The following is a 13137-nucleotide window of genomic DNA, read 5'->3' on the forward strand; positions in this document are numbered from 1 at the left end:
TAATTTTCGGCGGAGTGAAACTCTCCCTGAAAAGCTACCCGAGTTGCATATCCGCCACATACCGCGCAAGGTTTATTCGCTGCTACACCTGCCGCGTTATGCCTTGTACACCTCCTGCGGTATATGACAGGAGGAGGGATGTCAGCCCGGGAGAATATGACTAGCATGCGCTGATGTACAGCTATGCGAGGACATCTTGGTTGAGACTTCTCACAGCGCATCCACTGCTCGTCGACACTGTGATCGCGGTGGTGTTGTCCGCCGTCATGTGGATGTGGGAACTCAGCGACACCAGGTATGGGACGCGCCCGCCGGACGGCCTGTCGCTCGCACTGACCCTCGCGGTGAACCTGCCGTTGGCCCTGCGACGGCGGATGCCGTGCACGGTGCTGGTGTTCTCGTGTGCGATGTCCCTGATTCATCTGGTACTCGGCTACCACTCCCAGGTGAACAAGATGGGAACGCTGCTGGTGCTGTACACCGTGGCCGTCCAGCGGCCGGCGGCGGTGTCATTGGCGGGGGCGGTGCTCACCTTCGGCCTGTGGTGGTGCTCCTCGATGGCGTTCCCGGGCACCAAGTTCTGGATGGCCGTCGTGTGGCCGCTGATGGCCGTCGGCTTCACCTGGGCTTTCGGCAGCGCCACCCGAATGGTCATCGAGAGCAACCGGCGGCTCACCGAACTGACCAGGCAGTTGCGTGACGAGCAGGAGAACAAGGCCCGGCTGGCGGTGGCTCAGGAGCGAACGCGGATCGCCCGCGAACTGCACGACGTGGTCGCCCATCATCTGTCGGTGGTCGCGGTCCAGGCCGAGCTGGGCCAGTACGTGCTGTCGACCGATCGGGCCACCGCCGGCACGGCACTGGCCACCATCGCGGACACCACCCGTGAGGCCCTGGACGAGATGCGACTGCTGCTGTTGATCCTGCGAATCGGGGCCGACGACGAACGGGAGGCGCACTATGGCGTGACGCCCGGACTGGGGGACCTGGGAACGCTGATCGAGCGGGTGCGCACGGCCGGCGTGACGGTGGAGGTGGTCGTGATCGGCGAGGAGAAGCCCCTGCTGCAGAGGCTGGATCTGTGCGTCTATCGGATCATCCAGGAATGCCTGACAAACGTCGTCAAGCACGCCGCCCCCACCCGGGTGCGGGTGACCTTCACCTATGGTGCGGGCGTCCTGACGCTACAGGTGTGCGACGACGGCCGTCTCGGTATCGACCAACCGGTCGAAGTGATCCATAACACACCAGGCCAGGGATTGATCGGCATGACCGAGCGAGTCAAGCTGTACCAGGGCACGATCACCACCGGTCCTCGCCCCACGGGCGGATTCCAGGTCGTGGTGACCCTTCCCCTGCTCACCCGTCCCGGTCGGGAGCCCGCCACTCCAACCAGCGAGAGGTGACGATGATCAAGGTGCTGGTAGCCGACGATCAGGAACTCATCCGGGCCGGACTGACCGCCCTCCTGCGCGCCGCCCCGGACCTTGAAGTAGTCGGTGAGGCCTCGGACGGTCACGAGGCCGTCCAGTGCGCCGCCGCCACCCACCCGGATGTGATCCTGATGGACATCCGCATGCCCGGCATGGACGGCATCGCCGCGACCAAGCGCATCCTGGCCGACGGCAGCGCGTCCCGTACCCCGCAGATACTCATTCTGACCACTTTCGACATCGATGAGTACGTCTACCAGGCGCTGCGCGCCGGAGCCTCCGGTTTCCTGCTCAAGCAGACCCCGGCCAAGCGCCTCCTGTCCGCCATTCACACCGTCGCGGCCGGGGACGTCCTGCTGTCGCCCACCAGTACCCAGCGATTGATCGAGGCGTTCACACCCGCCCCGCCCGCGGTGCCCGATCGTGACGTGTCCCAGCTTTTCGCGCTGACCGCCCGCGAGCTTGAGATCTTCACCCTGGTCGGCCAGACGCTGTCCAACCATGACATCGCCCAGAAGCTGTGCCTGAGCCAGGCCACCGTGAAAACCCACCTCAACCGCGCGATGAGCAAGCTCGGCCTGTCCAGCCGCGCCCATGTCGTCGCCACCGCCTACGACTGCGGCCTGGTCACCTCGCGCCGGCCCGCGGGCTGAATCGCGGCGGTGCCGTTCCGGCGCCGTACCTCGGCCTGGAACCGGTACGACCGGCCATGCGGGTGTCCAGCATGGCCGGTCGTTCTCAGGCGCGGGAGGCCTAGGGGTTGATCACGAAGCTCGACCCCGGTTCCTTCACGATGTCGCCCTTGGCCGAGTTGGTGATGGTGACGTTCGTCAGCGTCGCGCTGCCGCGGGCGCCGCTCATCGCCAGGATGCCGGCGCCGTTGTTGGACCTGTCGATCCGCACGTTGGTGACCGCGACGCCCGGCATGTTGCCGCCCCCCGTCTTGAACTGGATGCCGTCGTAGGTCGAGTCGTGGATGTCGGTGTCCCGGATGGTGACACCGGTGATGTCCCGGTTCGCCGCGAAGAGCGTGATGGCCCCGAACTCCTGGTCCTCGTTCCAGAAGACGCCGCCGCACCGGTAGAGCGCGTTGTTGGCCACCAGGGTCTGCCCGGAGAAGGGCAGCGGGTCGTGGTCGGTCGCCAGCATGATGCCCGGGTAGTTCATGGTGTCGTAGACCAGGTTGTTCTCGACCTTGTTGCCGTAGCCGCCGTAGATCGCGATGCCGGTCGCCCGCCAGGGCAGCTGGATGGTGTTGTTGACGAACCGGTTGTCGTGTGCGATGTCCACCGCCGGGTCCTTGACGTACCGGTTGGCCCAGACCGCCAGGGAGTCGTCGCCGGTGGTGCGGAACGACGAGTTGAACACCCGCGAGTTCCGCGTGCCGTTGCTGAAGTTGATGCCGTCGGCGTAGGTGTTGCGGATGCGCATGCCGCTGAAGTCCAGCCCGTCGGCGGGCCCCCACAGATCCGGGATGTTGTCGTAGTCACGGCCGACCCAGACGCCCACGTTGGCGTGCTCGATCCACACGTTGGAGATCTTGGTGTTCTTGCCGAACCGCCCGTTCAGCCCCACCCCGCCCTCGGCGTTGCCGTCGCCGCCGCGAATGCGGCCCGAGCCGAAGATGGCGATGTCGGAGATCTGGACGTTGTCGTCGATGTCGAAGCCGAAGTTGCCCTCGTGCGGGTGGTTGATGCCGCCGGTCGCCAGGTGCGGCTCGGTCAGGGTGTACAGCTGGGAGTGCCACATCCCCGCTCCGCGGATCGTGACGTCGCTGATGCCCACCTGGTTGAACTGACCCCGGTTCAGCGGGTCGTCGGTGAGGATCTTCTTCTCCTGCCGCCACTGTCCCTCCGGGATCCACACGCAGTCGATGACCCCGTTCTGGTCGTCCGTCACCGCCCGCTGGATGGCGGCCGTGTCGTCGAGCCCGTCGTTGGGCACCGCGCCGTACGCCGTGATCGAGGTGCAACCGGCCGGTCGGCTCGCCGCCGGTGCCACCTGCTCCAGGTCGATCAGGTCGATGATGTAGAACGAGGCCGTGTCGGTCGCGTCGCGCTGCAACCGGAACCTGGTGCCTGCCGGGTAGGTCGACGACAGCAGCGCGTGCGACTCGTCGAACAACCGCCGGGCGTCGGCCTGCGGGGTGTTCGTCAGGGATTCCGGGCCGTCGCTGTTCCCGTACAGCCAGCTGTGCCGCGACGAGAGGGTCAGCTTCCGGGCGAAGGTGTCGTTGACGTACAGGCTGATGGTGGCCTCGATGCCACCGCCGTTCGGCGCGTCGGGGATGGAGTTGCGTACCACGATCGAGTTGGCGGAGTTGGTCGAGGTGAACTCGACGAACTGTCCCGTGCTGTTCAGCCGTACCGACTGCCGCCCCGAGGACTCGGTGGCGAAGTTGGTGTGCCCGAAGGTGCGCAGCGGGTCGGCCGTCAGCAGGGTGCCCTGGTACCTGGCGGCCTCGGCCTCGTACTCGACCCACGGAACCGCCGCCCCGCGCCCGACCACGATCGCCTGGGAGAACGCGTTGTTGGTCTCGTTGGTCTCGGCGACGACGTTGGTCGCGTCGGCGGTGGCGGTGATGGTGGCACCGCCGGCGGTGGCGGTCCAGCCGCCGCCGACGGCCACGTTGACCGTCGCGCCCGCGGCGATCGACGGGGTGTTGGTGTTGAGCGTGGTGCCGCCCACCGTCAGCCGGGTGACCGTGGTCGCACCCGTCGCGGTGTTCCCGCGGTTCTTCACCGACACGGTGAAGGTGACCGCCGCGCCGACCGCCGGGTTCGGCGGGTTGGAGCTGATGCCGAGGACCTGCAGGTCGGGCCCGGGAGCCTCGGTGACCACCAGCGGTGACGCCGCGGTGAAGGCGTTGTTGCCCTCGTTCTGCTCGAAGACCGTGTTCGGCTCGTCCACCCTGGCACTGACCTGATAGGTCGCCGCGCCGCGGGTGCCGATGTTCGCGGTCACCGTGGCCTGGGCGCCGGCCGCGAGAGCGGCGACCGGAGCGGTGCCGGCCAGGGTGCCGCCGAGGTAGAAGTTGACATTGGTCGCGCCGGAGGCGGCGGTGCCGATGTTGCGCACCGTGCCGGTCAGCGTGATCGCGTTGGTCTCGATCGGCGCGTTCGGGGACCAGCCGAGAGCCGAGACCGTCAGGTCGGGGTTCGGCGCGGGGACGCCGATGACCTGGAACTCGGCGATCTGTCCGGCCGGTGCGCCGGTGTTGCCGTTGAACCTCAACTGGACGTCGGCGACGGTGGCGTTGACGCCGATCGTCACCGTGTTGCCACCGGAGGCCGGGTTGAACGTGTAGTTCTGCGCCGACACCAGGTTGGTGTAGCCCGTGGCGTTCTGCTCCCGGCCCAGGACCTGGATGTTCTGGGTACGGGTGCCCCACGCGGCGTCCGGGTTCAGCTTCAGCACGACCGAGCCGACGCTCGCGTTGGCGCCGAGCTTGACCGCCAGCGTGTTCGGGTAACCGGCGTTGCCCTCCCAGTAGGTGGCCGTGCTGTTGTCGTTGGCGTTGGCCGCGACGAACGTGTGCACATGGCCGGACTCGACCATCTCCTTGCCGACGGCCAGGTTCGAACCGGGATCGCCGGTGCCGTTGCGGGTCACCGTGTTGCTGTTCGCCGAGACGTTGCCCGCCGCGTCCCTGGCTCGCACGAAGTACGTCACGGTCGCCGATGCCGGTTGGTCGTCGGTGTAGGTCAGCACGTTGCCGACGCTGCCCCGGAGCTGGCCGCCCGCGTAGATGTCGTACCCGGTGACGCCCACGTTGTCGGTCGAGGCGTTCCAGGTCAGCTTGATCTGGCCGGGGGCCGGCTGGGTGAAGGCGAGGTTTCCGGGGGCCGACGGCTTCTCGGTGTCGCCGCCGCCGGCGGCGGCGTAGATCTCGAACTCGGAGATCTGCGCGGCGGGCCAGCCGGTGTTGGCGGTGACGTTGACGCGCCAGTACCGGTAGGTCGCGGCGTTGAAGTCGATCGTGACCTTGTTACCGGTCGCCGGGTCGAACGTGTGGTTCGCCGAGGCCACCACCGTGCTGTAGCCGATGCCGTCGGTGCTGCCCTGGATCGAGAGGGTCTGGGTGCGGGTCTGCCAGGCGGCCGGGGCGGGCACCTTCAGCACGATCTGGTCGACGCTCGTGGCGGTGCCGAGGTCGATCCGCGCCCACTGCGGGAAGCTGTTGTTCGCGCTCTCCCAGTAGGTGTTCTGATCGCCGTCGTTGATGGCGGACACCGGGTACTCGGCGATGGAAGTGCCTGCCTGGGTCGCCTTGCCCGGCGACAGGTTGGGTCCGCCCGCGGCGGAGGCCGGCACGACCGACCCCGCGACGAGCAGGCCGGCGGTGACCGTGGTCGCCAGCATGGCCGCCACCAGCCGTAACGGTCCGTACGGTTTTCTCATGCGCGTTCTTCCATCTCTCGTCGAGCACGACAGGGCCGAGGCGTGAAGGCATGCGCCTTCACCGCACACGGATGGGGGGCAGGTGCATGGGCGCAGCGCATTCCTGAAGTTGCGAAGAGCCGCGAGAAAAAGAACTTTTCTTTGCAAGATTCTTGCGTAGTGTTGGCCAAAGGTTACATACGCGCTACGACCACGTCAACGGGCGAAAAACGGCTCTCCGTACTGGCCCGACGGCGGGTGTGAAGAAGGTCGGGACGGCCGGTTGACGCCCGGCCGGGGGATCGCCGGGATCTCGCCCGCGTCGCGGCCGTGCGGCGGCCGGCTGTGGAGAGGGCGGCGGCACTATACACCTAACCAAGCGCTTGCTACTCTCCGCGCATGCTCTCCACGATTGTCTGGGGCACCGGCAACGTCGGCCGCGCGGCCATTCGAGCCGTCGAGGCCCATCCGGCGCTGAAACTCGCGGCAGTGCTCGTCCACAACCCCGACAAGGTCGGCCGCGACGCGGGCGACCTCGGCGACCTCGGCCACAAGCTGGGAATCGCCGCCACCGACGACATCGACGCGGTGCTGGCCGGCGGCCCGCACGCCGTGGTGTACGCGGCGTCCGGCGACATCCGCCCCGACGAGGCCCTCGCCGACATCATCAGGGCGATCCGGGCCGGAGCGGTGGTCGTCACCCCCTCGCTGTACGCGCTCTACGACCAGCGGGGCGCCCCGCCGGAGCTGCGCGAGCCGGTGCTGGCCGCCATCGCGGACGGCGGCGGCTCGCTCTTCGTCTCCGGCGTCGACCCCGGCTGGGGCAACGACGTACTGCCCCTGCTGATCAGCGGACTCGGCACCGTCGTGGACGTGATCCGCTGCCAGGAGATCTTCGACTACTCCACCTACGACCAGCCCGACTCGGTCCGCTACCTGGTCGGCATGGGCCAGCCGATGGACTACGAACCGCCGATGACCGCGCCGACGGTCCCGACCATGGTCTGGGGCGGGCAGATACGGCTGATGGCCAGGGCGCTGGGCGTCGAGCTCGACGAGATCCGTGAGACCCTGGACCGGCGCGCGCTCGACGCCACGGTGAGCACCGCGATGATGGGCGAGTTCGAGGCCGGCACCCAGGGCGCGGTCCGGTTCGAGGTGCAGGGCATCGTCGAGGGCGAACCCCGCATCGTCATCGAGCACGTCACCCGCATCCACGCCTCCTGCGCCCCGGACTGGCCGATGCCGCCCGACGGCGTCGGAGCCCACCGGGTCGTCATCGAGGGCCGGCCGCGCATCGAGGTCACGGTCGAGGCCACCGACGAGGGCGGCAACCGGTCGGCGGGCGGGAACGCCACCGCGGTCGGCCGTCTGGTGAGCGCCATCGACTGGCTGGTGGACGCGGAACCCGGACTCTACGACGCGCTCGACGTCCCGCTGCGCCCGGCGGTCGGCAAACTCGTCGGCAAGCTCGGAAGGAGAGAACCGTGAACATCGACATCCCCGAGGGCAAGGACGCGATCGGCTACGTGTGGGGGGAGATGGTCCCCGGCATCGGGGTCGCCGCCTCGAAGTTCTCGATGGCGGTGTACGCCCACACGACCCTCGGACTCCGTGAGTTCGAGGCCGCCCGGCTGCGGATCGCGCAGATCAACGGGTGCGTCTTCTGCCTCGACTGGCGGACCGAACGGGACGGGCAGAAGGTCGAGGAGGAGTTCGCCGACGCGGTGACCGAGTGGCGTACCACCGACGCCTTCGACGACCGCACCCGGCTGGCCGCCGAGTACGCCGAGCGGTACGCCCTGGACCACCACGGCCTAGACGACGAGTTCTGGACCCGGATGACCGCGCACTACAGCCAACTGGAGATCGTGGAGCTGAGCATGAGCATCGGTTCCTGGCTGGCGTTCGGCCGGCTCAACCACGTGCTCGGCCTCGACACCGTGTGCGTGCTGCCCAGCGGCAGGTCGCCCTCGACCTGACACAAGTTACTTGCTGGTACGCGGTGGATTAACATCCGGGAAACATGTAGAACTTGTTCTAATACGTCAAGAGTGAGGAAAATCACATGAGTGACAAAGCCTCGCGTAGAACAGGTTCCGAAGGCATCTCGCGCCGTGGATTCATCGCTGGAACCGGTTCTATCTTGGGAGTCGCGGCCCTCGCGACTCCCGCCGCAGCAGCCCAGCTAAAAGCCGCACGCGCAGCCGCTCCGATCGCCGACGGGGCCCGTGTCCCGGCCCTGGTGGTCGGCACCGGCTACGGCGGCTCCGTCGCCGCCCTGCGCCTCGCCCAGGCGGGCGTCGACGTGCACATGATCGAGATGGGCATGGCCTGGGACACCCCCGGCTCCGACGGAAAGATCTTCTGCAACACGACCTCGCCCGACCAGCGCTCCTACTGGCTCCGCACCAGGACCAAGGCACCCCTCAACTTCTTCCTCGGCTTCCCGATCGACCGGGACATCTCCCGCTACACCGGCATCCTGGACGCCGAGGAGTTCGGCGGCATCACCGTCTACCAGGGTCGCGGCGTCGGCGGCGGCTCGCTGGTCAACGGCGGCATGGCGGTCACCCCCAAGCGGGAGAACTTCGCCGCGATCCTGCCGTCGGTGAACGCCGACGAGATGTACAACACCTACTACCCGCGCGCCAACGCCGGGCTCGGCGTCGGCACCATCGACCCGGCCTGGTTCGACTCCACCGCCTGCTACCAGTACTCCCGAGTCGGCCGCAAGCAGGCCCAGCGTTCCGGCTTCCCGTTCGTCTTCGTGCCCGACGTGTACGACTGGGACTACATGAAGCAGGAGGCGGCCGGAACCGTCACCAAGTCGGCACTGGCCGGCGAGATCCTCTACGGCAACAACCACGGCAAGAAGTCACTGCAGAAGACCTACATCGCCCAGGCCAAGGCCACCGGCAGGGTCACCGTCTCGGCGCTGCACCAGGTCACCTCGGTCTCCCCGGCGGCCGGTGGCGGCTACACGGTGGTCATCGACCAGCTCAACACCACCGGTGGCGTCGCGACCACCAAGACCGTGACCGCGGACCGGGTGTTCTTCGCCGCGGGCAGCGTGGGCACCAGCAAGCTGCTGGTCAGGCTGAAGGCCACCGGCGCGCTGCCCAACCTGAACAACGAGATCGGCAAGGGCTGGGGCGACAACGGCAACGTCATGTGCGGCCGGGCCAACCACCTGTGGGACCCGACCGGCAGCCTCCAGTCGACCATCCCCTGCTCCGGCATCGACAACTGGGACGCCGGCGGCGCGTTCGCCGAGGTCGCCCCGATACCCACCGGGATCGAGACCTACGCCTCGCTGTACCTGTCGATCACCAAGAACCCGAACCGGGCCCAGTTCACCTGGAACGCCGCCACCGGCAAGGTCGACCTGAACTGGCAGCTCGCCTGGAAGCAGCCGTCGATCGACATGGCCAAGACCATCTTCGACAAGATCAACTCCAAGGAGGGGACGATCTATCGGACCGACCTCTTCGGCGTCTACAAGGTCTGGAACGACACTTTGACGTATCACCCCCTCGGTGGCGCGGTGTTGAACAAGGCCACGGACAACTACGGTCGTCTCACCGCCTACCCGGGCCTGTACGTCATCGACGGCTCACTGATCCCGGGCAACACCAGCGTCAACCCGTTCGTCACCATCACGGCCCTCGCCGAACGGAACATCGAGAAGATCATCGCTACCGACCTGTAGGGATGATTTGATGATGCGGTTGGCCACGGGCGCGTGTGGCCGACCCTTCCCCTGCGGGACGCGCACAGTCGCCCCCCGCCTCCGAGGAATCCGCCCCGCTGCCGACCTGTTTCGGGACCGTCAAGCTTGAGGGCAAGGACAGCCTGCCGTAGTGGTCATCGGGCCCGGTGGCGGCGCGATGAGATGGGGACCTCCCGGTGCGGTGACTCCCGCATCAAGGGTTTCCCGTGGAGCACCTTTAAGCAGAGGGCGGCGTTGGGGCTGGTTCGGATGTGTTCGAAGCTGCCGGGGCGGGGCGGTGGAGGAGAAAGCGTGAGCTCCCAGAATCCCGACATGGGTCTCTTCGGAGCTGCGAAGCATGACAAAAAGATGATGGCTGGTAACGCTACGCATTGGTGAGGCTTGACTTACACTTGGCGCGGACGTGTTGCGGTCACGTGCTGAAGCGGCTTATGCTCATTCCGTTGCTGCCCGCCGTTCTCCGGAACTGGCGGGCCTTTTTTGTGTGAGGTGCTCGATGGCGAGCGAAGCGACCCTCCCGGCGTGCATGGTGATCGATTATCAGAACATCCATCTCACGGCCGGGGGCCTGTTCGCCCCGCATGGGACACCTGCCAGAGACACCCTCGTGAGCCCTCTGGCCTTCGCCGAGCGGGTTCTTGAGGTGCGAGCCGGACTCCAAGACCCATCCCGCCCCAGAGTCTGTGTCGCTGGCTAAGGTTCATGTCTTCAGAGGTTCTCCCAGCAACGCCAAGGAGCCGGTTCTCTACAGTGTGACCCAGAGGCAGAGAGCTGAGTGGACCCGGGACGCGCGCGTGCACGTGACCTATCGCCCGCTGCGGTATCCGTCCAACTGGGGACACCCCACCTGTATCGAACGGGCGCGGGAGAAGGGCATCGATGTCATGGTTGCCCTGGAGTTGGTCCAGCTTGCTCAATTCGGTCAGTACGACATAGTCATCTTGGCTTCTCATGACACCGACATGGAGCCTGCCCTGGAGATGGCGGCCGGTGTCGGGCGTGTCAAGATCGAGACTGCGGGCTGGCAAGGGTCGAGGCGCTTGCGGCCGGCAGGGCGTTCTCTGTGGCACACCGCTCTGAACGGTACAGACTTCGTCAAGGTACGCGACCGGCGATCGTATGACCGGTAGAGGTTGGGCGGCAGACCCACATCAGGGCACAGCCATTGGCTACGTGTTTTCCCGGCAAGGTCCCGGACGGCGGCAGGGCAGGGGAGCGTCGTTATCTGGGCTCGGTCGGCCGTCGCCGAACCTGCCAACACGCGGTCACCGCAGACAGAGCACGGACACGCTTGAACTCGTGCGCCGGTCAGGGACCGGTGAGGCGGCGGTCGCCGTTGGTGGTCACCACGTAGACCTGCCAGTTGTAGTACGCGTAGTAGTTCCTGATGTCGCGCTTGATCTGGCGGGCGTGCAGTTGCACCGCGTCGACGTACGCCCAGGAGTGGTTGTAGGCGTACAGCGCGCGCCGGTAGTCGCGCGGTGCCCCCGAGGCATGCAGGTAGTTGGCCGCGGCGAGCAGGGCGTCCCGGGTGTCCTGGATGTCGCCGCCCATTCCGTAGGCGGCCCAGGTGCCCGGCATGAACTGCATGGGCCCCTTGGCCCCGGTGTGGCTCGGTGACCGTACCCGGCCGAACTTGGTCTCGACGAACATCACCGCCGCCAGGATCTCCCAGTCGACGCCGAACCGGCGCTCGGCGTGCTTGAAGTGACCGAGCAGGACATCGGCGGGCTTGGCCGGCTGGACGCGGAACTTCGCCGACCCGCTGATGGGGTGGACCAGGGAGAGCAGGTTCCGGATGGCCGTCACGTTGTCCTTCGCCTGCGCGGCCAGGGACTTCGACAGCTTGGCGTAGGTGCGGGACGCGACCTCCGGGTTGCGGGCGAGATGGCGGTAGACGCGCTGCTGCTGCAGGGCCAGCAGCACCACCGGCTCGGGGGGCCGCCCCTTGCCGGGGTCCCCGTCGCGGATCCAGTCGTCGGTGGCGCGTCGAAGCTCCGCGACGGTGCCGGTCAGGGAACGGGCCAGCTTCGCGGGGTCCTTGGGAATCGCCGCCTTCGGATCGGGCAGGGCGGGCCGTGGCGTCGCCGACGGCTCCGGAGCGGCCTCGCTCGGAACCGTCTCGCTCGGAACCGTCTCGCTCGGGGCTGTCCGCCGGGGAGCGGCCGATGAGGCGGCACCCGACGAGCCGGCGCAGCCGGAGAGCGCGACGGCCAGCCCCACGAGCGCCGCGGCCACCGGCCTCCCGCGCCACCGGCCTGTCCACAGGCTCGTCGCGGGCACCGTCTCCTCGTTCGGCCGGGACCGTGCGACCACCGCGCGCTGATCTCTCATCGGCCTCAACGTACCCGAGCGGCGATCCGTCCGGGAGGACATGTTCGCCGTTGGGGGTACGAGCGCTTGAGATCGGGATCCGGGACGCGCCCGGTCGGTCGGCGTTGGGGCCGGTGTCGCAGGTGAGGACCGGTGATCACACCGGCCGGCGGAGGAAACCCTTTGCACGCCGGACCGCCGCCTGCCTAGGATCGCCGGGGTGCGACGTACCGTCATCGTCGGCGACATCCACGGCTGCTTCGACGAACTGCTCGAACTGCTGGAGAAAGTCGACCTCCGCCCGGACGACCTGCTGGTCAGCGTCGGCGATCTGGTCGACCGCGGCCCGGCGCCCGGTGAGGTGGTCAGGTTCTTCCGCGAGCGCCCGAACTCGGTCGTGGTCATGGGCAACCACGAGAGGAAGCACGTGCGCGGCATCTTCTCCTACGCGCAGGAGATCACGCGCTTGCAGCTGGGCGACGGCTACGCCGAAACGGTGCACTGGATGCGGACGCTGCCCTACTACTTCGAGAACGAGCATGTCCGGGTCGTGCACGCCGCGATGCTGCCCGGGGTTCCGCCGGCCGACCAGAAGGAGGAGATCCTCTGCGGCTCGACCGGCGGCCAGCGAGAGCTCACCGCGCTGTTCCCGGACGGCCACTGGCACGACCACTACACCGACGCCAAGCCGGTCGTGTTCGGCCATCACGTGACCGGGCGTGAGCCGATGATCCGCGACGGCAGGATCTTCGGCCTGGACACCGGTGCCTGCCACGGCTGGAACCTGACCGCGCTGTGCGTGCCGGGATTCACGGTCCACTCGGTGCGGGCGCACGCGGATCACTGGTCGATCGCCAAGCGCCAGTGGCAGTTGCCCGTCCTGAAGACCAAGCCCTGGCGTGACCTCACCTGGCAGGAGCTGGCCGAGGCGATCGTGCGATTCTCCCCGGTGGCCGACTCGGTGGCCGACCCGGTGGCCGGCTCGGTGCCCGACGCCGCCGTACGCGGCTGGCTGGAGACGGTCGAGAAGTGGGCCGCGGATCTGCGGTCGTCGCTTCCCGCCCTGGTGGCCGCGGCGCATCATGTCGCCGGCGAGCTCACCATGGACGAACTGCGCCGGCATCCCGCCGCGAAGTACCTGTTCCAAGCCCGTGACGGCCGGCTCGACCAGGCAGGCCTGGCCAGGCGGTGCTCGACACCCGGCAGAACGATCGACCTGGCAGCCGCGTTGGGGCTGGTCCTGCCCGAACCGCCCACCTGAGGTCGCGTAGTCCCCGA

Annotated in this window: 9 protein-coding genes; 7 read left to right on the forward strand and 2 right to left on the reverse strand. The window is 67.7% G+C overall.

Annotation, left to right across the window (positions count from 1 at the left end; genetic code table 11):
* Positions 1-200: 200 nt before the first annotated feature.
* Positions 201-1406, forward strand: a complete 1206-nt coding sequence (locus AB0K21_RS15175; protein ID WP_364150237.1) for a sensor histidine kinase — start codon at positions 201-203, stop codon at positions 1404-1406.
* 2 nt (positions 1407-1408) lie between these two features.
* Positions 1409-2086 (forward strand): response regulator transcription factor, encoded by a 678-nt coding sequence (locus tag AB0K21_RS15180; protein ID WP_364150332.1) that lies wholly within the window; start codon positions 1409-1411, stop codon positions 2084-2086.
* Between the two features lie 100 nt (positions 2087-2186).
* On the opposite strand, the gene AB0K21_RS15185 is transcribed toward AB0K21_RS15180, so the two are convergent.
* The gene (locus tag AB0K21_RS15185) at positions 2187-5834 is read right to left on the reverse strand and encodes a CARDB domain-containing protein (RefSeq protein ID WP_364150240.1); all 3648 of its coding nucleotides are present in this window, start codon (positions 5832-5834) and stop codon (positions 2187-2189) included.
* A 378-nt stretch (positions 5835-6212) separates the two neighbouring features.
* Here AB0K21_RS15185 and AB0K21_RS15190 point away from each other — a divergent pair, with 378 nt between their 5' ends.
* The 4 genes from AB0K21_RS15190 (at position 6213) to AB0K21_RS15205 (ending at position 10676) form a co-directional block, all read left to right on the forward strand.
* Positions 6213-7304, forward strand: a complete 1092-nt coding sequence (locus AB0K21_RS15190) for a dihydrodipicolinate reductase (protein WP_364150243.1) — start codon at positions 6213-6215, stop codon at positions 7302-7304.
* A complete protein-coding gene (locus tag AB0K21_RS15195; RefSeq protein ID WP_343965832.1) occupies positions 7301-7795 on the forward strand; it encodes a carboxymuconolactone decarboxylase family protein in 495 nt (164 codons plus the stop codon). The genes AB0K21_RS15190 and AB0K21_RS15195 overlap by 4 nt, the downstream gene beginning before the upstream one ends.
* Before the next feature lie 164 nt (positions 7796-7959).
* Entirely contained in the window at positions 7960-9525 is a 1566-nt protein-coding gene (locus AB0K21_RS15200) for a GMC oxidoreductase (protein ID WP_343965835.1), read from the forward strand.
* Positions 9526-10340: 815 nt separating this feature from the next.
* On the forward strand, positions 10341-10676 hold the full coding sequence (locus tag AB0K21_RS15205; RefSeq protein ID WP_364150247.1) for a hypothetical protein: 336 nt from the start codon (positions 10341-10343) through the stop codon (positions 10674-10676).
* A 178-nt stretch (positions 10677-10854) separates the two neighbouring features.
* On the opposite strand, the gene AB0K21_RS15210 is transcribed toward AB0K21_RS15205, so the two are convergent.
* Complete coding sequence (locus AB0K21_RS15210; protein WP_364150250.1) at positions 10855-11880, reverse strand: lytic transglycosylase domain-containing protein; 1026 nt, start codon at positions 11878-11880, stop codon at positions 10855-10857.
* A 199-nt stretch (positions 11881-12079) separates the two neighbouring features.
* Here AB0K21_RS15210 and AB0K21_RS15215 point away from each other — a divergent pair, with 199 nt between their 5' ends.
* A complete protein-coding gene (locus AB0K21_RS15215) occupies positions 12080-13120 on the forward strand; it encodes a metallophosphoesterase family protein (protein ID WP_364150253.1) in 1041 nt (346 codons plus the stop codon).
* Positions 13121-13137: the final 17 nt, after the last annotated feature.

This window comes from Streptosporangium sp. NPDC049248 (assembly GCF_040678965.1).
Lineage (GTDB): Bacteria > Actinomycetota > Actinomycetes > Streptosporangiales > Streptosporangiaceae > Streptosporangium > Streptosporangium fukuiense.

What these genes read in the sequence shown, in the direction of transcription:
- AB0K21_RS15180 (WP_364150332.1), top strand. Translation starts at nt 1,409, where the DNA reads ATGATCAAGGTGCTGGTAGCCGACGATCAGGAACTCATCCGGGCCGGA.
- AB0K21_RS15185 (WP_364150240.1), bottom strand. Translation starts at nt 5,834, where the DNA reads ATGAGAAAACCGTACGGACCGTTACGGCTGGTGGCGGCCATGCTGGCG.
- AB0K21_RS15190 (WP_364150243.1), top strand. Translation starts at nt 6,213, where the DNA reads ATGCTCTCCACGATTGTCTGGGGCACCGGCAACGTCGGCCGCGCGGCC.
- AB0K21_RS15210 (WP_364150250.1), bottom strand. Translation starts at nt 11,880, where the DNA reads ATGAGAGATCAGCGCGCGGTGGTCGCACGGTCCCGGCCGAACGAGGAG.